Consider the following 20138-nt stretch of genomic DNA (forward strand, 5'->3'; position numbering starts at 1 on the left):
GCGTGTGTCAGGCAAGTTGGCACGGAGGACGGACGGCATGACACCTATCTCCAGGACCGGTGCGGGACGCGCGAGCATCGCGACCGTGATCTGTGGCGCGCTGGCCGCCGGCGGGCTCGCAGCCGCCGGTGTGACCGCGCTGGAACCTGAGGCGGCCTCCGCCTCCAGCCACCGCGAGGCCCCGCTGATCTCGGGGACCCCGCAGTACGACAACACCGATGTGTACGCGTTCGTCAGCCCGGACAAGCCGGACACGACGACCATCGTCGCGAACTGGATCCCGTTCGAGGAACCGGCCGGCGGGCCCAACTTCTTCCCGTTCGCGGAGGACGCCCAGTACGACCTGCGCATCGACAGCAACGGGGACGCGCAGGAAGACCTGCTCTTCCGGTACACGTTCAAGACTCATACGAAGAACGAGAAGACGTTCCTGTACAACACGGGCCCGGTCGAGAGCCTCGACGACCCCGACCTCAACATCACGCAGACGTACGACCTCGAGCTGATCAAGCTGAAGCACCTCAAGGCCGTGTCGAAGACCAAGGTCGCCGACGACGTGCCGGTGGCGCCGTCGAACGTGGGCAAGGCGTCGATGCCGGACTACGACACCCTGCGCAAACAGGCGGTCCACAAACTCGCCGGGGGCGCCCAGACGTTCGCCGGGCAGGCCGACGACCCGTTCTTCCTGGATCTGCGCGTCTTCGACCTGCTGTACGGCGGGAACCTCTCCGAGGTCGGCAACGACACCCTCAAGGGCTACAACGTCAACTCGATCGCCCTCCAGGTGCCCAACAGCTTCATCACCGAGTCGCACGAGCAGCCGGTCGTCGGCGTCTGGTCGACGACCCAGCGCAAGAACGCCAAGGGTTACTTCTCCCAGGTGTCGCGCCTGGGCAACCCGCTGGTGAACGAGGTCGTCAACCCGCTGAAGGACAAGGACAAGTTCAACGCGTCCACGCCGCGGGACGACGCCGAGTTCCTGGAGAACGTCACCAACCCGGAGCTGCCCAAGCTCATCGAGGCGATCTACAAGATCCCGGCCCCCGCCGAGCCGCGCAACGACCTGGTCGACGTCTTCCTCAAGGGCGTCAAGGACCTCAACCAGCCGCCGCACGTGACGCCGTCGGAGCAGCTGCGCCTCAACACGTCCATCGAGCCGGCCGCCGAGCCCAAGCGGCTGGGCGTCCTGGACGGTGACAACGCGGGCTTCCCGAACGGCCGTCGCCTCACCGACGACGTGATCGACGCCTCGCTCCAGGTCGTCGAGGGCGAACTGCTGGGCGCGAAGAACGACCTCGGTGACGCGGTCGACAAGAACGACAAGAAGTTCGAGAAGTCCTTCCCGTACGTGGCCCTGCCGACCGAGGGTTCGCGCGGCCCGCTCGCCAAGGGCGTGGACGGCGGCAACGACGTCCGCAGCCAGCTGGGCGACGCGCTCCAGCCGGCCGGTGCGGAGGGCTCGGACGACATGCGCCTGATGGCCGCCTCCGCCGGGGCCGGGGCGGGCGGCATCGTCCTGATCGGCGCGGCCCTGATGTGGTGGCGCCGCATGCGGAACCGGGCCTACTGACCCGCTCCGCACTCACGAACTGGCGCGGCCCGTTTCCCCGTCCCCCCACGGCGCGGGCCGCGCCGCCGATTCCACTCACCCACCAGCACATCCGATCGAGGAGAGGTCATGCCTGCGCGTACGACCGACAGCACACCGGAGAGGCCCGACGACGACCGCGCGCCGTCGACGGCCCCGGAGCCCTGCGCCGGTGACGACGCGCACACCCCTCCTCCGGCCGGCGGAGGCGAGGCCGAGAGCAAGGCCGACATCGCGGCCGAGAGCAAGGCCGACGTCGAGGCCGAGAGCAAGGCCGACGTCGAGGCCGAGAGCAAGGCCGACGTCGAGGCCGAGAGCAAGGAAGAGAAAGTAGAGAAAGGGGACAAGGCCGAGGTGGACTCCGGTCAGCGGATCGCTGCGGTGCGGCGGGCCGCCGCAGGAGGGCGGCGGTGGCGGGCTCTGCGTCTGACGGGGTGCGCCGTGCTGCTGGCGGTCGCGGTGACCGGTGGGGCCATCGCGGTCGGGGGTGGGCAGGACCGCGGGGCCGGGGTCGACGCCGTCTCGGCGGCCGGGGCGTTGTCGCCGGGCGATCTCGCCCGGGGGGATCTCGACGCGGGGATCGCCTCCTTGCAGCAGCATCTCCGGGCCCAGCCCAAGGACTTCGGCAGTTGGGCCACCCTCGGGGTCGCCTACGTCGAGCAGGCCCGCACGAAGGGCGACCCCTCCCGGTACCCGCAGGCGCAGCGTGCTCTGAAGCGATCCCTCGGACTGGAGCCCGGCAACGACCAGGCCCTGGCGGGGCAGGCCGCCCTCGCCGCCGCCCGGCACGACTTCCCCGGCGCCCTGGCCCACGCCGACCGGGCCCTGAAGCAGAACCCCTACAACGAACGCGCCCTGTGCACCCGGATCGACGCCCTCGTCGAACTCGGCCGGTACGACGACGCCGCGAAGGCCGCCGACACCGCCGACGACAGGCGCCCCGGGATCCCCGTCTTCACGCGGTACGCGTACGTGCGCGAGCTGCGCGGCGACGTCCGCACGGCGCGTGAGGTGCTGGAGCGCGCCCTGAGCTCGGCGCACGCGCCCGCAGACGTCGCCTACGTCGCCACCGCCCTCGGCCAACTCGCCTGGAATCAGGGCGAGTACAAGACGGCCCTCGACCACTACGCCCGTGCCCTCGCCGCCGACGACGCGTACCTGCCCGCCCTGGAGGGCCGCGCCCGCGCCCAGGCCGCGAGCGGGGACCGGACGGCCGCCGTGCGGGGGCTGGAGCAGGTCGTCGCCCGGTTCCCGCTCCCCGGCCCGCTCGTCGCCCTCGGCGAGCTGTACGAGGACCGCGGCGCCGACGGCGACCGTGCGAAGGCCGGCGACCAGTACGCCCTCGTCGACGCCTGGACGGCCCTCGCCCGCGCCGGCGGCGCCAACACCGACCTCGAGACGGCCCTGGCCGCCGCCGACCACGGCGACGAGAAGGAAGCACTGCGCGCCGCCCGCGCCGAGTGGGACCGCCGCCACAGCGTGCACACCGCCGACGCCCTCGCCTGGGCCCTGCACGTCAACGGCCAGGACGAGGAGGCCCTGCCGTACGCCCGCCGGGCGACCGCCACGGGCTACCGCAACGCCGTCTTCCTCTACCACCGCGGCGTCATCGAGCGCGACGCCGGCGACAAGCGCGAGGCCCGCACGCACCTGAAGGCCGCGCTGGACCTGAACCCCGGCTTCTCGCCCCTCGGCGCGCGTGAGGCCCGTACCGCTCTCAAGGACCTGGAGGGGAACCGGTGACCCTGCGCCGGCTGTTCGCGTCCGGCGCCGCCGTCCTCACGGCCGCCTGCGCGCTCACCCTGCTGCCCGCCGCCACGGCGAGCGCCCACCCGCTGGGCAACTTCACCGTCAACCGCTACGACGGCCTGGTCGCGGCCCCCGGCGAGCTGCGGGTCCATCACGTCGAGGACCTCGCCGAGATCCCGGCGACCCAGGCGGGGCCGGACATCGAACGGCTGGGCATCGCCATGTGGGCGCGCGAGCGGTGCGCCACGGCCGCCGAGGACAGCCGCGCGACCGTCGACGGACGCGCGGTCGCCCTCACCGCCGAGCGCAGCCACGCGCGCGTGCGGCCCGGGCAGGCGGGGCTCGACACCCTCCGGGTGGAGTGCGAGCTGACCGCGCCGCTCCCGTCGGACGAGAGGACCCTGTCCCTCGGCTTCCGCGGCGCGGGTGCCTCGACCGGCCCGGGCTGGCGGGAGATCACGGCACGGGGCGACCGTATGACGCTCGCCGCCTCGGACGTGCCGGAGAAGTCGATATCGGACGAACTGACCGGCTACCCGGAGGAGTTGCTGTCCTCCCCCGCCGACACCGCGTCGGCCGCCCTGCGGGTGCGCCCCGGCGGCGTCGCCCTGGCCGAGGAGGAGCCGGACGCTCCCGCGGCCTCCGTGCTCCCGCGCGGCGCGGACCGCTGGACGCGTGCCCTGGACGACCTGGTGGCCCGGCAGGACCTCACCGCCGGCTTCGCCGCGCTGGCGCTGCTCATCGCCGTCGTCCTGGGTGCGATGCACGCGCTCGCCCCGGGCCACGGCAAGACCATCATGGCCGCGACGGCGGCGGCCCGGGGTGGCCGGGCGAGGATGAAGGACGTCCTGCCCATGGCCGCCTCGGTGACCATCACGCACACCCTGGGCGTGGTCGCCCTGGGCCTGCTGGTCACGGCCGGCTCGGCCGCGGCGCCCTCGGTGATCGCCTGGCTCGGCGTCGCCAGCGGCCTCCTGGTGACGCTGGCGGGCGCGAGCCTGGTCCGCCGCGCCCTGCGCAACCGCGCGCACACCCACCACCCGCACGGTCATCAGCACGGCCGCCCTCACGACCACGGAAGCCACACCCACGACCACGACGGCCACACCCACGACCACGACCACGACCATCACGGCAAGCAGGACCACGACCGCAAGCACAGCCACGACCACCCGCACGATCACAGCCACTCCCACTCCCACCCCCACACGGTCGAGCACACCCACGGCGGTTCCACCCACAGCCACGCCATCGCCCCCACCCTGCGCGGCACGATCCTCATGGGCTTCGCGGGCGGTCTCGTGCCCAGCCCGTCCGCCGTGGTGGTGCTGGTCGGCGCCGCCGCCCTCGGGCAGGCCTGGTTCGGTCTGCTCCTCGTTCTCGCGTACGGCGTCGGGCTGGCGCTCACCCTCACGGCCGCCGGGTACGCCGTCGTCAAGGCGGGCAGCGGCATGACCCGGCTCCTGGACCGGCGCCCCCGCTGGACGGGAGGCCCGATGGCGGCCCTGGTGCGCCGCACCGCACCGCTCGGTTCGGCCTTCGCCGTGGTGGTTCTCGGCGCCGGACTGGTGTTCAAGGGGGCGGCATCCGCACTCGGCTGAATTACGTTCGTGAGACATCGGGCGTCAGGAGAAAAGCGGACGTCGTGAGGAAAACCGACCTCAGGGGGAAGACACACCCCATGGAGATTTCGCCCGGCTGCGAATGGGGGCGCCGTGTTCGAAGAACCGGGCCATGAGCGTGTGATCGCGGGCCGCTACCGGCTCCTGGCACCGCTGGGCGAGGGTGGCATGGGAACGGTGTGGCGCGCCCGCGACGAGGTGCTGCACCGCGAGGTCGCCGTCAAGGAGGTGCGCGCCCCGTCCGGCCTGGCGGGCGACGACGTGCAGCGGATGTACGCGCGACTGGAGCGGGAGGCGTGGGCGGCGGCCCGGGTCGCCAACCGCAACGTGGTGACCGTGTACGACGTGGCCACGGACGACGGCCGGCCGTGGATCGTCATGGAACTGGTCCGTGGCCTCTCCCTGGCCGAGGTCCTCGACGCCGAGGGCCCGATGGCACCGCAGCGCGCCGCGCACATCGGCGCCGAGGTGCTGGCCGCGCTGCGGTCCGCGCACGAGGCCGGGGTGCTGCACCGCGACGTGAAGCCGGCCAACGTGCTGATCTCGAACGACGGCCGGATCGTGCTCACCGACTTCGGCATCGCCATGGTCGAGGGCAGCTCGGCGCTGACCATGACCGGAGAGGTCATCGGCTCGCCCGAGTTCCTCGCCCCGGAGCGGGCGCTGGGCCGCACGCCGGGACCGGAGTCGGACCTGTGGTCGCTCGGGGTGCTGCTGTACGCGGCGGTCGAGGGCCACTCCCCCTTCCGTCACGACACCCCGCTGAGCACGCTGCGGGCGATCGTCGACGAGGAGTTGCCGCCGCCGTACCGGGCCGGGCCGCTCGCCCCGGTGATCGAGGGGCTGCTGCGCAAGGATCCGGAGCAGCGACTGCCACCCGAGCGGGCCGAGGAGGATCTGCGGGTCGTCGCCGCAGGGGGTTCGCCTCGTGCGGACACCACACGGGCGGTTCCGTTCCCGCCGACGGTCGCGGGCCACCCCGAGCCCGCTCCCACGCCCCCGATGCCGTTCCCGGGCCGTCCGGCGGCGTCCGGGTCGACCGCGCCCACGACGGCCGCCGACCGGGACGGAGAGCGCAGGACCGGGCGGGTGCTGGTCGCGGGTGTGATCGCGCTGGCGCTCGCGGTGGGCGGGCTGACGTACGCGCTGCTGAACAACGGGGACGGCTCCGACGGCAACGACCAGGGCGCCGGGGACGGTACGCCCACGGCGACCAAGAGCCCGCCGCGCAGCACCGGGAAGGAGAAGTCCAGCCCGTCGCCGACCCCGAGCGAGTCGAAGGAGAGCAGTGCGCCGCAGCAGTCGGTGCGGGTCGCCGTGCAGGGCCGGCGCACGGACTACTCGGGCCCGTGTCCGCCGCCGAACGCCCGGGCGCCCGAGTTCACGGCGACCCTCACGGTGGGCCGGTTGCCGGCCGAGGTGAGCTACCGCTGGGTGACCCAGGACGGCCAGGTCCTCGACGGGGGCTGGAAGACGCTGTCGTTCGCGGAGGGCGGCGGCCGTTCGAAGCGGGACAGGGTGCGGGTGACGACCGAGGCGGAGAGCGGGACGTTCGAGAACGAGATCAGCGTGGAGGTGCGCGAGCCGGTGCGGACGACGTCCGAGTCGGTGCCGTTCTCGGTGGCGTGCGAGACGGAGACCCCGACGGGCGGGGCCTCCCCTTCTCCCTCCGGCACGGACCCGGACTCGGGCTCGGATCCGGAGTCGAATACGGACTCGGGTTCGGACTCCGGGTGAGCGGTCAGTCGTTGCTGTTGAGCACGGGCAGATAGCCGCCCGACTGGCCGGGCGCCTTCGGGTGGTACGACTCGCCGATGTTCAGCCAGCTGACGCTGTGCAGCCAGGAATCGCCGGAGCAGATCTCGTGGCCGGTGAAGGTGGTGCGTACGTCGCCGAAGGCGAAGCCGTGGTTCGCGGCGCGCTTGGCGAGGGCGGTGTTGAGGTGGTCGGAGGCGTCGTTGATGGCCTTGCGCTTGGTCTCGGACAGACCGAGGCAGGTGGCGCCGAGCTGGTAGAAGCGGGGGTAGCCGAGGACGACGACCCGGGCGGCGGGGGCCTTGGAGCGGATGGCCGAGTACACGCCGTCGAGCTTGCCGGGCAGCGTGGAGTCGACGTACGCGCGGGCGGTGTCGATGCGGGAGACGCAGGAGCTGTCGGACTGGGTCACGCAGGTCGTCATGACGTCGGCGAATCCGGCGTCGTTGCCGCCGACGCTGATCGAGACGAGGGCGGTGGAGGCGCTGAGCGGGGTGAGCTGATTCGCCAGAACATCACCCGTTCGGGCGCCCGAGCAGGCGGTGAAGTCGAAGGTCGAGGGTGAGTGGGCGGCGGCCCAGAGGTAGGGGTAGGCCTTGGTGCTGCGCTTGCAGTCGCCGCTGGAACTGATGTAGCTGCCGGCTCCGACTCCCGAGGAATAGGAGTCACCGAGCGCCACATAGCCGCCAGTTGCGGCGAGTGAGGACGCCTGCGCCGTCGCTGCCCCGGTGAGGGCGGTGCCGACGGCGAGGAGGAGCGAGCTCACGAGGACGACAAGTCGGGAACGTCTCATGGAACCTCCCTTTAGCAGGATCTCTGCCATAACCGTCGTAGCAGCTACGCGTGTTGACAGGAAGTGTCCATGCCAAGCCTTTTCGGCCCTTCCCGGCTCCACGTGGCCTGTTCACGGCGGGTTGTGTTACGCACCCACCTCCCTTGTTGCGCGGACATGACAAATATGTTGACGGGTGCTCAACTCTCTTGTTCTACGCCGGTAGTTGGCCGACGCTTTACTCCGGCCGGGAGCGGAACGCGACGCTCCCCGGCCCGTGTGCGCGAGCACGCGCACATCCCCCACACGACGCGCGCCCCACCCAGGCGCGCGCCGCCCAGAGGAGGACTCCCTCGAATGGCACAACTGCGCAGCAAGAGACTCGGGGCCGCCGCACTCACCTCGCTGGCGACCGCCGCCCTCGTGGGCGGGCTCACCACGCTTCCCGCCCAGGCCGCACCCGCCGAGGGCCGGGTGCTCGCCGCGGACTCCCCGACCGCGATCAAGGACAGCTACCTCGTCACGCTCAAGAAGAGCGCGGGTGTCAAGGCGTCCTCGGCCGCGGGCAAGGGCCTGGTGAAGGAGTACGGCGGCTCGGTCGACAAGACGTTCGGCAAGGCACTGAACGGCTACTCCGCCACCCTCTCCGCCGCCGAGGCCAGGCAGCTCGCCGCCGATCCGGCCGTGGCCTCCGTCGAGCAGAACCAGCGCGTCACGCTCGCCGCCACCCAGACGAACGCCCCCTGGGGCCTGGACCGCGTCGACCAGGCCTCGCTCCCGCTGTCCGGCACCTACACCTACCCGGACAGCGCGGGCAGCGGTGTGACGGTCTATGTGATCGACACTGGTGTGCGCATCACCCACCAGCAGATCAGCGGCCGTGCCTCACACGGCTACGACGCGGTCGACGGCGACAACAACGCCTCCGACGGCAACGGCCACGGCACCCATGTGGCCACCACGATCGCGGGCACGACCTACGGCGTCGCCAAGAAGGCGAAGATCGTGGGGGTGCGGGTGCTGGACAACAGCGGCTCCGGCACCACGGCCGGTGTGATCGCGGGCATCGACTGGGTCACGCAGAACCACTCCGGCCCCTCGGTCGCCAACATGTCGCTCGGCGGCGGCGCCTCCGCCACCCTGGACACGGCCGTCCGCAACTCCATAGCCAGCGGTGTCACGTACGCCGTCGCCGCGGGCAACAGCAGCACCACCGCCTCCTCGTCCTCCCCCGCCCGGGTCGCCGAGGCCATCACGGTCGGCGCCACCACCAGCACCGACGCCAAGGCGAGCTACTCCAACTACGGCTCCGCCCTGGACATCTTCGCGCCCGGCTCCTCCATCACGGCCGGCTGGAACACCAGCGACACCGCGACCAACACCATCTCCGGCACCTCGATGGCGACCCCGCACGTCGCGGGCGCGGCGGCGGTCTACCTGGCCGGTCACACCTCGTCCACCCCGGCCCAGGTCGCCACGGCCCTGGTGAACGGCGCCGTCACCGGCAAGGTCACCAGCGCGGGTTCCGGCTCGCCGAACCGGCTGCTGCAGATCGTGCAGTGACCGACGTCAGCACCGGCACCTGAACACGTGTTCCCCGGAGGCCCTGATCGCCTCCGGGGAACGCATGTTTATGGGACGGGAACGTGCAACTTGCGTCGCACAAGGCGTCTGACGCAACGCCCAAACCAACAAAAACGTGAGCGGCCGTTCCAGGTCTTGCCATACGGGTTCAATCGTCAATACCGTCATACATCTCACCCGCATCGGTCCGTCAGTACGCGGCTCTAGGGGAGGGCTCAAGGACCGCGACGAACCGGCGCGGGGCGCGGTAGGGGGGTGCCGTGCTCGGTGACCGCATTTGGTGACCGGGCCGTGCCGCGCGGTCGGCTGCCGTTTTTCGCGTCCGGCCAGCTTTGCCAGCTCACCCGGCGTGCCCGAAGTTCCATGTCGGCGTGCCTCGAGTGAGAACCCCCCTTTCGAACCGGATTGGATCCGGACTGCCCTGGGGGGGCGGTCCACCGGACGAGAGGGACCAGACCCATGAGCTCAGTTCTGCAGCCGGCCGCCGCGGAGCAGCATCCGCCGGTCGCCGGGAAGTACCGGCCCGTCTCCTCGCACCTGGCCATCGCGCCGCCGGTGAGCGTGGTCATCCCGGCCATGAACGAGGCGGAGAACCTTCCGTACGTCTTCAAGTCCCTGCCCGACTGGATACACGAAGTGGTCCTGGTCGACGGCAACTCCACCGACGACACCATCAAGGTCGCCCGCGAGCTGTGGCCCGAGGTCAAGGTCGTCGAGCAGCGCGGCAAGGGCAAGGGCGACGCCCTGATCACCGGGTTCCAGGCCTGCACCGGCGACATCATCGTGATGATCGACGCGGACGGCTCGGCCGACGGCGGCGAGATCCTCTCGTACGTCTCCGCCCTGGTCTCCGGCGCGGACTTCGCCAAGGGCTCCCGCTTCGCCAACGGCGGCGGCACCGACGACATGACCTTCATCCGCAAGCTCGGCAACTGGGCGCTGTGCACGGTCGTCAACCGCAAGTTCGGCGCCCGCTACACCGACCTCTGCTACGGCTACAACGCGTTCTGGCGGCACTGCCTCGACAAGATCGACCTCGACTGCACCGGCTTCGAGGTCGAGACCCTGATGAACATCCGCGTCGTCAAGGCCGGGCTGAAGGTGCAGGAGATCCCGAGCCACGAGTACCTCCGCATCCACGGCGTCAGCAATCTGCGGGCCGTGCGGGACGGACTGCGCGTGCTCCGGGTGATCCTTCAGGAGCGCTCCAACCGCCGTGCGCTGCGCCGCCGTTCGCCCCAGTCGCCGATGCTGGACGCGATGCGGGGAGAGGTGTCTTGAGCGGTCCCGGCATCTCCGTCGTGATCTGCGCGTACACCGAGGACCGCTGGGAGGACATCCTCGCCGCGGTCTCCTCGGTCCACGCGCAGTCGCGGCCGGCCCTGGAGACGCTGCTGGTCGTCGATCACAACGACACGCTCCGGGAGCGGCTGGCCAAGGAGTACAAGGAGTCCTCCGACGGCGCCGTGGTGCGGGTGCTCGCCAACGCGGGCCCCCGCGGCCTGTCCGCCGGCCGCAACACCGGCATCGCCGCGGCCCGCGGCGAGATCGTGGCCTTCCTCGACGACGACGCCGTGGCCGAGCGCGACTGGCTGCGGCACTTCGCCGAGGCGTACACCGACGAGCGGGTGATGGCGGTGGGCGGGCGCACGGTGCCGGTCTGGGCGTCGGGGCGGCGGCCGGACTGGTTCCCGGAGGAGTTCGACTGGGTGGTGGGCTGCACGTACCGGGGCCTGCCGCGCGGCCGGGTGCGGGTGCGCAACGTGCTCGGCGGCAACGCCTCGTTCCGCCGCAGCGCCTTCGACGCGGCGGGGGGCTTCGCCACCGGCATCGGCCGGGACGGCGACAAACGCCCGCTGGGCTGCGAGGAGACGGAACTGTGCATCCGCCTCAGCCGGGCCCGGCCCGACGCGGTGCTGCTGATCGACGACCGGGCGGTGATTCACCACCGGGTGCCCGAGATCCGAGAGCACTTCCGCTACTTCCGCACCCGCACCTACGCCGAGGGCCTGTCCAAGGCCCTGGTGGCCCGCAGCGTCGGCGCCGAGAAGGGCTTGGAGTCGGAGCGCCGGTACGCCACCCGGGTCCTGCCGGCCGGGGTGGCCCGGGGGCTGCGGGACGCCCTGCTGGCCCGGCCGGGCGGTGCGGGCCGGGCGGGGGCGATCGTGGCCGGGGTGCTGACGGCGGCGGGCGGTTACGTCGTCGGCAGCGTCCGGGCGCGCCGGGGCGGGACCACGTTCTCGGTGCCGAAGGTGGAGGCGGCGGGCCCGCGTGTGCCGGTCGAGGGAGCGGCGAGGGAAGGGGCGAGTCCGTGAGTGACGTCCGCGTCCCGATCCTCATGTACCACGCGGTGGCGACCGACCCGAACGAGGCGACCCGCGCCCTGTCGGTGCCCCCGGAGGCGTTCGCCGAGCAGATGGCGGTGCTCGCCGACCGGGGCCTCACGCCGGTCACCACGGCCGAACTGGCGGCGTATTGGCGCTCCGGTCGCGCGCTGCCCGAGCGGCCCGTCCTCATCACCTTCGACGACGGCTACGAGGGCGTGCACCGGCACGCCCTTCCCGCGCTCGCCAAGCACGGCTTCCCGGCCACCCTGTTCGTCTCGACCGGGTGGCTGAGGGGGCCGTACGACACCGGGGGCGGCCTGGACACCATGCTGGACTGGGACCAGGTGCGCGAACTCGCGGCGGCGGGCGTCGAGATCGGCGGGCACAGCCACAGCCACCCGCAGCTCGACCAGGTCTCCGACGCCACCCTGCGGTTCGAGCTGATCCACTGCAAGGAGATCGTCTCGGACCAACTGGGCACCGTCCCCACCTCGTTCGCCTACCCCTACGGCTACTCCAGCCGCCGGGTCCGGCAGGCGGTGCGCGAGACGGGCTACGCCCAGGCCCTCGCCGTGGGCAACGGCCTCGCGCGGCGTGCGCAGGGGCCGTACGCGCTGCGGCGGGTGACGGTGCGCCGCGGCACGGAGATCGAGGAGTTCGAGCGGGTCGTCGAGGGCCGCGCGATCGCCCGTACGTTCGCCGGGGACCGTGCCCTGACCAAGGGGTACGCCGTCGTCCGCAGGGTTCGGCAGGCTCGTCGGCTGGTCTCCCGCTCCGTGGGCTGACCTGCGCGGGGCGACATGCCGCGTGCACCTGGAAACCGGGTGCACGCGGCGTCCCCGTGCCGGATCATGGCGGGCATGTCTGGAAACCCGCACGAGGCGCTGCCGATCCGGCTCAACGTCGACGACTCCGACTCCCCGTCCGACGTCGTCGACGCGCTGTTCCTCGGCCGCTTCGCGACGGGCGAGCAGCCGTACTCCCACGCGGTGAACATCGACCGCGTGCGGTCCGGTGCGACGCTGATGCCGCCCGGCGCCCGGGTGCTGCGCGTCGCCCGGGACGACGACCGCAGCGCGACGCTCGCCGAGGGCGACGGCTGGACGCTGCTGGTCTCCCGCTGGAACCGGGGCGCCGACGTCACGGTGACGGCGACCGGCGAGGACCTCGCGAAGAAGATCCTCGACCAGGCCACGGACGGCGCGGCGGACGAGCCCGAACCGCAGCCGGAGAACGTCACGATGGGCTTCTGGTACGTCTCCCCGCGCCGCGGCCCGCACCGCACCACCCGCCAGATCGCGGCCGGCACCTGGGACGAGGTCCGGCCCAACTACACCGCGCCGGTGGCGGACGCCATGGACCGTCTGATGAAGACGACCCCCGAGGACATCGCGGGCCGGCTCCTGCTGCTGCACGGCCCGCCGGGCACCGGCAAGACCTCGGCGCTGCGGACGCTGGCCCGGTCCTGGCGCGACTGGTGCCAGGTGGACTGCGTCCTGGACCCCGAGCGGCTCTTCTCCGACGTCGGCTACCTCATGGACATCGCCATCGGCGAGGAGGACGCGACGGGCAAGGGCCGCTGGCGGCTGCTGCTCCTGGAGGACTGCGACGAACTGATCCGCGGCGAGGCCAAGCACACGGCGGGCCAGGCCCTGTCGAGGCTGCTGAACCTGACGGACGGCCTGCTCGGCCAGGGCCGCAACGTCCTGGTCGGCGTCACGACCAACGAGGACCTGGAGCGTCTGCACCCGGCCGTGGTCCGCCCCGGCCGCTGCCTCGCCCGGATCGAGGTCGGTCCGCTGACCCGCTCCGAGGCGGTGAACTGGCTGGGCCAGGAGGACGGCGTCGGCCGTGAGGGCGCGACGCTGGCGGAGCTGTACGCGCTGCGCCGGGGCACGTCCCCGACGTCCCTGCCGGAGCCGCGCGGGGGCGTCGACGCGGGCCTGTATCTGTAGGAGGTCCACGCCCACCGGTGTTTTGATGGGTGTATGACCCTGTTCGTCGGCACGTCCGGGTGGCAGTACAAGGACTGGCGGGACGTCCTGTACCCGTCCGGGCTGCCGATGCGGCTCTGGCTGGAGGAGTACACGCGGCACTTCGCCACCGTCGAGATCAACAACGCCTTCTACCGGCTGCCCGCGCGCGAGACGTTCGAGGACTGGCGGGGGCGGGTGCCCGGGGACTTCGTCGTCGCGGTCAAGGCGAGCCGCTATCTGACCCACATCAAGCGGCTCAAGGACCCGGAGGAGCCGGTGCACCGCCTGATGAGCCACGCGGCGGGTCTCGGCGACCGGCTCGGCCCGGTGCTGCTCCAGCTGCCGCCCACCCTGCGCGCCGACCCGGGCCTGCTGGACGCGTGCCTGGCCTGCTTCCCGGCCTCGACGCGGGTCGCGGTCGAGCCGCGCCACGACTCCTGGTGGACACCGGAGGTCCGCCGCGTCCTGGAGTCCCGGCGCGCCGCCCTGTGCTGGGCCGACATCCTGGCCCGCCCCGCGACCCCCCTGTGGCGCACCACCGACTGGGGCTACGTCCGCTTCCACCAGGGCCGCGCCCGACCCTGGCCCCGCTACGGCCGCCGCTCGCTGGCCACCTGGCTCGACCGCATCGCCACGACGTGGTCCGGCGGCGAGGACGTCCACGCGTACTTCAACAACGACCCGGGCGGCGCGGCGGTGGAGGACGCGATGGCGTTCGCACGGGCGGGGAGGTCTGCGGGGCTGGACATCACGCGGACGCCGGGCCGTCTGACGCGGGCCGGCTGAACCGATCTTCTCCGCCGCGGAAGGCCGTACGCCGACTGCGGCGCCGTTGTGGCCGGTCGCGCAGTTCCCCGCGCCCCTAGGGCGACGCCCTCTAGGGGCGCGGGGAACTGCGCGAACAAGCCCCACCGGCCCGCACCCGGACGACAACCGAACCCGAGCAGCAAGCCCGACGCCCTACTCCCCGTAAGCCGCCCGCAGGGCATCGCGTACCGCCGCCAGCGCATCGGCCTCCGTGAACCCGAGCCTCCGGCCGCGCTCCGCATAGGCCTGGGCGGCCGAGGCCAGTTCGCGGTCCGCCGCCGAGCCGGCGGCGGCCACGAACGTGCCGTTGCGGCCCCGCGTCTCGATCACCCCGTCCGCCTCCAGCGCCCGGTACGCCTTGGCGACCGTGTTCGCGGCGAGGCCCAGCGACTCGGCCAGCCCTCGCACGGTCGGCAGGCGGTAGCCCACCGGCAGCGCACCTGAGCGCGCCTGCTCGGAGATCCGCGCCCGCACCTGCTCGTAGGGCGGGGCACTGTCGTCGATGTCGATCTTCAAGGTCACAGGCCGATTGTCGCGCACCCGGCGGAAAATGAGAGGCACCCCGGTCGGCTCCCCGCGTAGCGTGCGCCTCCATGACCGTGATCGTGCGCGACCTGCGCCCCGACGTCCGAGCCGATGCCGAGGGGTTCTCCGACACCCGGCGCCTCGCCCTGCCGTACATGCTCTCCACGGCCGAGTCCGTGGTGCACACCCTGACGCACGCCCACCCGGACGCCCACTTCGGGCAGCTCGTCGCCGAGGAGGACGGCGAGATCATCGGTACCGCCCAGGTCAGCGTCGCCCACGACAGCCCCGAACCGGGCCGGGGCTCGGCCAACATCTATGTGCGCCCCGACCGCAGGAACCGCGGCGCCGGTGCGCTCCTGCTGCGCACCGCGGAGGAGCGCCTGGGGCGCCTGGGCGTCACGAAGCTGTTCGCCTGGGTGCTGGACGAGCCGGACAACCGCGCCTTCGCCGAGCGGCACGGCTTCCGGGCCAGCCGTTCCGCCTGGTTCCTGCGCCTGGACCTGGCGACGGGCACGCTGCCGCCCCGAGCTGACGTCCCCTCCGGCGTCGAGCTGCGCACGGCCGCCGACTTCGCGGACGACCCGCGCCCGATGTTCGAACTGGACGCGGCGACGTCGTCGGACGAACCGAGCGACATCGACGTCGAGTTCACCGACTACGAGGCCTGGGTCGAGGAGCACTGGAAGCACCCGCTCCTGAACCGCGATCTGACCACGGTCGCGGTCGTCGACGGCCGGCCCGCCGCGTTCAGCGTGGCGTACACCGACGGCGCGTCCCGCTATGCCACGGCCATGACCGGCACCGCCCGTGAGTTCCGCGGCCGGGGCCTGGCGAAGCTCGCCAAGAACGACTCCCTGCACCGCGCCCGCGCGGCGGGATGCACGGAGGCGTTCACCGGCAACGACACCGGCAACGAGCCGATGATCGCCATCAACAAGTGGTTCGGCTACGAGATCTGTGCTAAGGAAGTGCGCTATGTCCGTGAACTCGGCTGATCTGCCCGCGCGGCTGGAGGTCGTGCTCGTCAAGGCGGGCCGTACGAAGATCCGTTACACCGGTGAGCTGCTGGCGGACGACGGGACGCGCGTGGCGGTCCGCGCCCCCTGGGCGGGGTCCGGCGTCCGCGACTTCGGGTTCGTCCGCTTCGAGCCCGGGGACGTCTTCACGGAGTACTACTGGCGCGACCGCTGGTACGCGGTGAAGGAGGTCCGCTCCGCCGCGGGCGCGCTGAAGGGCTGGTACTGCGACATCACCCGCCCCGCGCGGCGCTCCGGTCCGGAGCTGGTCGTGGAGGATCTCGACCTGGACCTGTGGCGCTCCGCGGACGGCACGGACGTACGGCGCTTGGACGAGGACGAGTTCGCCGAGAGCGGCCTCGGCGCGTCGGATCCGGAGGCGGCGCGGGCCGCCCTGGCCGCGCTCGACGAACTGGAGTCACTGGCCCGGGGCGGCGGTTTCACCGCGCTCCTGGCCTGACGGGAGGATCTCGGCGACCACCGCGTACCGCTCGTCCGTCACCTCCCCGCCCCACAGCAGCGGGTCGTCCGAGAGCCGCTCCACACGCACCGGTCCGGCGATCGGGTCGAGCAGTGCGGTGAGCCGCTCGGCGGGTATGCCGACCGGCTCGATGCCGCCCCACACGCCCTCGACCAGCACGAGCCGCCCGCCCGGCCGCAGCAGCCCGCGCCAGTACCTCAGGGCGCGGCCGGGGTCGGGCAGGGCCCACAGGACGTGGCGGACGAGCACGGTGTCGAAGCGCTGCTCCCCGACCGGCGGTGACGCGGCGTCCCCCACGAGGAACACCGCGTCGCGACCGGCGAGCTTCTCCCGGGCGAGCGCCACCATGGCCGGGGAGAGGTCCACGCCCGTCACCCGGTGCCCCTGCTCGGACGCGAGGAGTGACAGGCTGCCGGTGCCGCAGCCGAGATCGAGGACGTCTCCCGCCCTTCCGGGCAGCCAGCCGCGCAACCGCCCGGCCCAGGCGCGGCGCACCTCGGGGTCACGCAGGCCGTGGTCCGGTTCCTCGTCGAAGGAGGCGGCCTCGGCGTCCCAGTCCACGTTCGTCATGGGCCCAAGAGTGACACCCGCCACTGACACTCGAATCGTGACTGCCGCCACTGACAGACCAGGAACGATGAGTAACCCTCCCCCGAAAGGTCTACCTCCGTGAGAACGCGGAACCCGGTAGACCCTTAAGGAGGCAGCCATGCGCCGTGTGACCGTGCAGAAGCCCCTGAAGAAGACGGATGTCCGCCGGGTCCGCGAAGAGGCCGACGAGTGCCCCGCGGGGCGCCCGGAGGTCCGCAAGGACATCGCACGCACCTGGTGGCCGGACGCCTGAAGGGCCGGTACCGATCATGAGACGCACGCCTCAGAGCAGCCGCTTGCGGTAGTGGACGCGGTCGTAGGGCCCTTCCACGCGGCGTTCCACCAGTTCGTAGCCGTATCTCGGATAGATCTTCTGGTTCTCCCACATCAACGCGTTCGTGTGGAGCCTCACCTCGGGAAGCCCGCGCGCACGCGCGTGTGCGTCCACGAACCGCAGCAGCCGCCGCCCCACTCCCCTGCCGTGCGCGGAGGGGTGGACGGCGATGATGTCGAGGAAGAGATGGTCCGCGAACGCCTCGACCACGACGAGCCCGGTCACGGGATCGCCCGTCACGAACACCTTGCCCGCGGCCACGTTCGCCGCGTGGTCCTCCTCCATGGGCTGCGGCACCCGCCCGATGCGCGCGATGTAGGGGCGGAAGGCCGCGTCGATCACGTCCGCGACGACCGGTACGTCGGCAGCCCCGGCCGGCCGGATGTCCTCGTCTGCCATGCCGCGACGGTACCTACCTGATGCCAGTCCGAACACCCCCTTAAGCGGGCCATAAGGATCTCCTCCACCCGCCCTCAGCAGGCGATTTCGCGGTTCTCACGGGCTAGCTTCGGATCACCCCACGGGATCCGGTCCACCCAGCCGGACCTGTCCCACGAACCGTTCGAGGAGTTCCCGTATGCCCGCACGTCGCCAGGTGGCCACCGTCGCAGCCCTCGGCAGCCTCCCGCTCGCCCTGACCGCGCTGACCGCCGCCCCGGCCGCCGCGCACGGTTCGATGGGCGACCCGGTCAGCCGGGTCTCGCAGTGCTACGCGGAGGGTCCCGAGAGCCCGAAGTCGGCCGCGTGCAAGGCGGCGGTCGCGGCGGCCGGCACCCAGGCCCTCTACGACTGGAACGGCATCCGCATCGGCGACGCGGGCGGTCGGCACCAGCAGCTCATACCGGACGGCAAGCTCTGCAGCGCGAACAACGCGGAGTTCAAGGGGCTCGACCTCCCCCGCGCCGACTGGCCCGCGACCGGCGTCCACAGCGGCTCGCACACCTTCAGGTACCGCGTGACGGCCCCTCACAAAGGCACCTTCAAGGTCTACATCACCAAGCCCGGCTACAACCCGGCCAAGCCGCTCGCCTGGAAGGACCTGGATCTCGCGAAGCCGGTCGCGACGTCCACCGACCCGGCCGCCGCCGGCGGTTTCTACACCTTCTCCGGCACCCTGCCCCAGCGCTCCGGCAAGCACCTGCTGTACGCGGTCTGGCAGCGGTCGGACAGCCCGGAGGCGTTCTACTCCTGCTCGGACGTCAGCTTCGGCGGCGATGGCGGTGCGGCAGGCGGCGCCGCTCCGGCCCCGTCCGCCTCCGCTCCCAGCGAGAAGCAGATCGAGGACGGCAACGCCAAATCGACCGTCGAGCACCACGGGCACGGCGACGACGACCCCAGCACCTCGGCGGAGCCGGCCGCGGCTCCGAAGGAGAGCACCCCGAACCGGCCGAAGGCCGCCGCACCCGCGCCCAACCGGCCCGAGGCGGCCGGTGCCACGGAGAACCTCGCCGAGACCGGCGGTGACAGCACCACCCCGTACGTCGCGATCGGCGGCGCGGCGGCGCTGGCACTCGGCGCCTCGGCGCTGTTCCTCTCGCCCAGGCGCCGGACGGTGAGCGGCGGCCGCCAGGGCCGCTGACCCCCACCGCCCCACGACCCGGGGCCTGTCCGGCGGCTCAGGCCGGGCAGGCCCCGAAACGTTTCCCTGGCACGTGTCAACGGGCGACACGTCAACGGGTGACACGTGTCATTCGAAGGCCGAAAGGCAGGTGGTGGGCGTGGCACGCCCCGGATCGAGGGCGTTGGCCACCTCGTGGAAGACGACCCGGTCCAGCAGCCCGACGGCCACGTGCTCGGACAGGTCGACGGAGCACAGGTCCTGGAGCAGGACGTTGCGCACGTCCGGCCCGTTCAGGTACTGGCTGCGCCACGGCGTGACCACCTCGTCGTACTGGGTGGCGATGACGGTGTACCGCACGCCGGGCACGGTGTCGCCTCCCGTGTTGAGCTTGGTGAGGAAGGCGGAGCCGGTGACCTGGTCGGCGAGGGCGGGGGTGTTCTTCGACAGCAGGTCCGCCGCGCCCGGGAAGTAGGGCAGCAGTTTGGTGAATCCGTTCAGGTCGGTGCCGTGGTTGCTGGGGGCGATGCCGACCAGGGCGTTCACCTTGGCGGCTCCGCCGAGGAACTTCAGGTAGTAGCGGGGCATCATGCCGCCCTGCGAGTGCCCGACGACGTCGGTCTCGGCGGCTCCGGTCGCGGCGAGCACCTGGTCGACGAAGTCCTTCAGCTGCCCGGCGGACTTCTCGGCGGGTCCGAGGCCGTGGAAGAAGGGGACGCCCTCCAACTGGCCGTAGTCGAGGGAGAAGACGCAGTAGCCGCGGACCTTCAGGTAGGGGGCGAGGCCCAGCCAGTTGTCGACGGAGTTCCCGAGGGTGCCGTGGACGAGGACGACGGGGCGGGGGTGGGCGGCGGACGGCTTGCAGGAGTAGTCGTTCCAGCCGGAACTCGGGGCGCCGGCGGCCTCGGCGGTGGTGGCGGGAACGGTGACGGCGGCGGCGGTCAGCAGCAGCGCGGACAGGGGTCTGAGCACTCGCTTCCAGGGCAGCATCGGGTGATCTCCTTGCGGCTCAAGGGGGATGCGACGGCACGGGGCCCTGTGATCCGGATCACGAGGATGCTGTTCACTCGTCAAGTTACGGGCGAGTAGTCAAACTGGGAAGTTACGCGTCAGTAAAAACTTGCGGCGGTAACCTGCGCGTGAGGCTCCAGCCGACACGCCCTCACCAGGCGGGCCGGATGGGCCCGTGCGGCGCGATGCGCAGCAACTGCCGAGCCAGCGAGCGCACTTCCCGCTCCCCCAGCAGGTCTCCCCACTCCCGCACGGCTTCCGCGGCCGCCTCCTCCGCGGCCCGCGTGCAGGCCCACCCCCGCTCGGTCAGCACGACCAGCCGCGCCCGCGCGTCCTCGGGGTGCGGCCGCCGCTCGGCGTACCCCTTGCGCACCATCTCGTCGACGAGCTGGCTCGCGGCCTGCTTCGTCACCCTCCATCGGTCTGGAGGCACGGCTGG

General features: G+C 72.1%; 19 protein-coding genes and 1 pseudogene. 14 read left to right on the forward strand and 6 right to left on the reverse strand.

All coding sequences use genetic code 11. The features are described 5' to 3' along the window. Positions 1-37 precede the first annotated feature (37 nt). From QOL88_RS07900 to QOL88_RS07915, 4 genes are all read left to right on the forward strand, one after another. Positions 38-1570: a DUF4331 domain-containing protein gene (locus QOL88_RS07900; protein ID WP_097215741.1), complete on the forward strand. Its 1533-nt coding sequence runs from the start codon at positions 38-40 to the stop codon at positions 1568-1570. A 108-nt stretch (positions 1571-1678) separates the two neighbouring features. Then, positions 1679-3331 carry a tetratricopeptide repeat protein gene (locus QOL88_RS07905; protein WP_097215742.1) on the forward strand — a complete coding sequence of 551 codons (1653 nt, stop codon included), beginning with the start codon at positions 1679-1681 and terminating at the stop codon, positions 3329-3331. Beyond that, complete coding sequence (locus tag QOL88_RS07910; protein ID WP_097215743.1) at positions 3328-4938, forward strand: HoxN/HupN/NixA family nickel/cobalt transporter; 1611 nt, start codon at positions 3328-3330, stop codon at positions 4936-4938. The genes QOL88_RS07905 and QOL88_RS07910 overlap by 4 nt, the downstream gene beginning before the upstream one ends. A gap of 114 nt (positions 4939-5052) precedes the next feature. Next, positions 5053-6696 carry a serine/threonine-protein kinase gene (locus QOL88_RS07915; protein ID WP_257027622.1) on the forward strand — a complete coding sequence of 548 codons (1644 nt, stop codon included), beginning with the start codon at positions 5053-5055 and terminating at the stop codon, positions 6694-6696. 4 nt (positions 6697-6700) lie between these two features. On the opposite strand, the gene QOL88_RS07920 is transcribed toward QOL88_RS07915, so the two are convergent. Beyond that, on the reverse strand, positions 6701-7507 hold the full coding sequence (locus QOL88_RS07920) for an SGNH/GDSL hydrolase family protein (protein WP_097215744.1): 807 nt from the start codon (positions 7505-7507) through the stop codon (positions 6701-6703). Positions 7508-7843: 336 nt separating this feature from the next. Here QOL88_RS07920 and QOL88_RS07925 point away from each other — a divergent pair, with 336 nt between their 5' ends. The 6 genes from QOL88_RS07925 (at position 7844) to QOL88_RS07950 (ending at position 14159) form a co-directional block, all read left to right on the forward strand. After that, a complete protein-coding gene (locus QOL88_RS07925; RefSeq protein WP_097215745.1) occupies positions 7844-9049 on the forward strand; it encodes a S8 family peptidase in 1206 nt (401 codons plus the stop codon). Between the two features lie 480 nt (positions 9050-9529). Then, positions 9530-10351, forward strand: coding sequence for a glycosyltransferase family 2 protein (locus QOL88_RS07930; protein ID WP_097215746.1), 822 nt, complete (start codon positions 9530-9532; stop codon positions 10349-10351). Continuing rightward, on the forward strand, positions 10348-11385 hold the full coding sequence (locus tag QOL88_RS07935; RefSeq protein ID WP_097215747.1) for a glycosyltransferase family 2 protein: 1038 nt from the start codon (positions 10348-10350) through the stop codon (positions 11383-11385). The genes QOL88_RS07930 and QOL88_RS07935 overlap by 4 nt, the downstream gene beginning before the upstream one ends. Continuing rightward, positions 11382-12182: a polysaccharide deacetylase family protein gene (locus QOL88_RS07940; protein ID WP_179878796.1), complete on the forward strand. Its 801-nt coding sequence runs from the start codon at positions 11382-11384 to the stop codon at positions 12180-12182. The genes QOL88_RS07935 and QOL88_RS07940 overlap by 4 nt, the downstream gene beginning before the upstream one ends. Before the next feature lie 75 nt (positions 12183-12257). Next, positions 12258-13352: a DUF5925 domain-containing protein gene (locus QOL88_RS07945; RefSeq protein ID WP_097222907.1), complete on the forward strand. Its 1095-nt coding sequence runs from the start codon at positions 12258-12260 to the stop codon at positions 13350-13352. 33 nt (positions 13353-13385) lie between these two features. Beyond that, complete coding sequence (locus tag QOL88_RS07950) at positions 13386-14159, forward strand: DUF72 domain-containing protein (protein ID WP_097215748.1); 774 nt, start codon at positions 13386-13388, stop codon at positions 14157-14159. Positions 14160-14333: 174 nt separating this feature from the next. Here QOL88_RS07950 and QOL88_RS07955 read toward each other — a convergent pair whose 3' ends face one another. Further along, positions 14334-14702, reverse strand: coding sequence for a GntR family transcriptional regulator (locus QOL88_RS07955; protein WP_179878797.1), 369 nt, complete (start codon positions 14700-14702; stop codon positions 14334-14336). Between the two features lie 71 nt (positions 14703-14773). Between QOL88_RS07955 and QOL88_RS07960 the strand changes: the two genes are divergently transcribed. Both QOL88_RS07960 and QOL88_RS07965 read left to right on the forward strand, forming a co-directional pair. Further along, positions 14774-15703, forward strand: coding sequence for a GNAT family N-acetyltransferase (locus QOL88_RS07960; RefSeq protein WP_097215750.1), 930 nt, complete (start codon positions 14774-14776; stop codon positions 15701-15703). Then, positions 15684-16184, forward strand: coding sequence for a ribonuclease FAU-1 family protein (locus tag QOL88_RS07965; RefSeq protein ID WP_097215751.1), 501 nt, complete (start codon positions 15684-15686; stop codon positions 16182-16184). Before QOL88_RS07960 ends, QOL88_RS07965 begins: the two co-directional genes overlap by 20 nt. Here QOL88_RS07965 and QOL88_RS07970 read toward each other — a convergent pair. Further along, positions 16143-16775 carry a class I SAM-dependent methyltransferase gene (locus tag QOL88_RS07970; RefSeq protein WP_097215752.1) on the reverse strand — a complete coding sequence of 211 codons (633 nt, stop codon included), beginning with the start codon at positions 16773-16775 and terminating at the stop codon, positions 16143-16145. The two genes, QOL88_RS07965 and QOL88_RS07970, sit on opposite strands and share 42 nt — an antisense overlap. Positions 16776-16914: 139 nt before the next feature. Between QOL88_RS07970 and QOL88_RS07975 the strand changes: the two genes are divergently transcribed. Next, the gene (locus QOL88_RS07975) at positions 16915-17049 is read left to right on the forward strand and encodes a hypothetical protein (protein WP_097215753.1); all 135 of its coding nucleotides are present in this window, start codon (positions 16915-16917) and stop codon (positions 17047-17049) included. Positions 17050-17079: 30 nt separating this feature from the next. On the opposite strand, the gene QOL88_RS07980 is transcribed toward QOL88_RS07975, so the two are convergent. Next, the gene (locus QOL88_RS07980; RefSeq protein WP_097215754.1) at positions 17080-17529 is read right to left on the reverse strand and encodes a GNAT family N-acetyltransferase; all 450 of its coding nucleotides are present in this window, start codon (positions 17527-17529) and stop codon (positions 17080-17082) included. Positions 17530-17707: 178 nt separating this feature from the next. On the opposite strand from QOL88_RS07980, the gene QOL88_RS07985 reads away from it, so the two are divergent. Further along, entirely contained in the window at positions 17708-18709 is a 1002-nt protein-coding gene (locus QOL88_RS07985) for a lytic polysaccharide monooxygenase auxiliary activity family 9 protein (protein WP_097215755.1), read from the forward strand. Between the two features lie 108 nt (positions 18710-18817). Here QOL88_RS07985 and QOL88_RS07990 read toward each other — a convergent pair whose 3' ends face one another. Next, positions 18818-19678: an esterase/lipase family protein gene (locus QOL88_RS07990; RefSeq protein WP_097215756.1), complete on the reverse strand. Its 861-nt coding sequence runs from the start codon at positions 19676-19678 to the stop codon at positions 18818-18820. Between the two features lie 172 nt (positions 19679-19850). Next, positions 19851-20111: pseudogene (locus tag QOL88_RS07995) on the reverse strand (MarR family winged helix-turn-helix transcriptional regulator); the annotation flags it as partial. Positions 20112-20138 lie beyond the last annotated feature (27 nt).

Source organism: Streptomyces sp. Ag82_O1-12, assembly GCF_900182715.1.
Lineage (GTDB): Bacteria > Actinomycetota > Actinomycetes > Streptomycetales > Streptomycetaceae > Streptomyces > Streptomyces massasporeus.

Excerpts from the sequence above, each read along its gene's own strand:
- QOL88_RS07945 (WP_097222907.1), top strand. The coding sequence starts at position 12,258 with ATGTCTGGAAACCCGCACGAGGCGCTGCCGATCCGGCTCAACGTCGAC.
- QOL88_RS07970 (WP_097215752.1), bottom strand. The coding sequence starts at position 16,775 with ATGACGAACGTGGACTGGGACGCCGAGGCCGCCTCCTTCGACGAGGAA.
- QOL88_RS07925 (WP_097215745.1), top strand. The coding sequence starts at position 7,844 with ATGGCACAACTGCGCAGCAAGAGACTCGGGGCCGCCGCACTCACCTCG.
- QOL88_RS07900 (WP_097215741.1), top strand. The coding sequence starts at position 38 with ATGACACCTATCTCCAGGACCGGTGCGGGACGCGCGAGCATCGCGACC.
- QOL88_RS07965 (WP_097215751.1), top strand. The coding sequence starts at position 15,684 with ATGTCCGTGAACTCGGCTGATCTGCCCGCGCGGCTGGAGGTCGTGCTC.
- QOL88_RS07960 (WP_097215750.1), top strand. The coding sequence starts at position 14,774 with ATGACCGTGATCGTGCGCGACCTGCGCCCCGACGTCCGAGCCGATGCC.
- QOL88_RS07950 (WP_097215748.1), top strand. The coding sequence starts at position 13,386 with ATGACCCTGTTCGTCGGCACGTCCGGGTGGCAGTACAAGGACTGGCGG.
- QOL88_RS07920 (WP_097215744.1), bottom strand. The coding sequence starts at position 7,507 with ATGAGACGTTCCCGACTTGTCGTCCTCGTGAGCTCGCTCCTCCTCGCC.
- QOL88_RS07985 (WP_097215755.1), top strand. The coding sequence starts at position 17,708 with ATGCCCGCACGTCGCCAGGTGGCCACCGTCGCAGCCCTCGGCAGCCTC.
- QOL88_RS07930 (WP_097215746.1), top strand. The coding sequence starts at position 9,530 with ATGAGCTCAGTTCTGCAGCCGGCCGCCGCGGAGCAGCATCCGCCGGTC.
- QOL88_RS07975 (WP_097215753.1), top strand. The coding sequence starts at position 16,915 with ATGCGCCGTGTGACCGTGCAGAAGCCCCTGAAGAAGACGGATGTCCGC.
- QOL88_RS07905 (WP_097215742.1), top strand. The coding sequence starts at position 1,679 with ATGCCTGCGCGTACGACCGACAGCACACCGGAGAGGCCCGACGACGAC.
- QOL88_RS07980 (WP_097215754.1), bottom strand. The coding sequence starts at position 17,529 with ATGGCAGACGAGGACATCCGGCCGGCCGGGGCTGCCGACGTACCGGTC.
- QOL88_RS07990 (WP_097215756.1), bottom strand. The coding sequence starts at position 19,678 with ATGCTGCCCTGGAAGCGAGTGCTCAGACCCCTGTCCGCGCTGCTGCTG.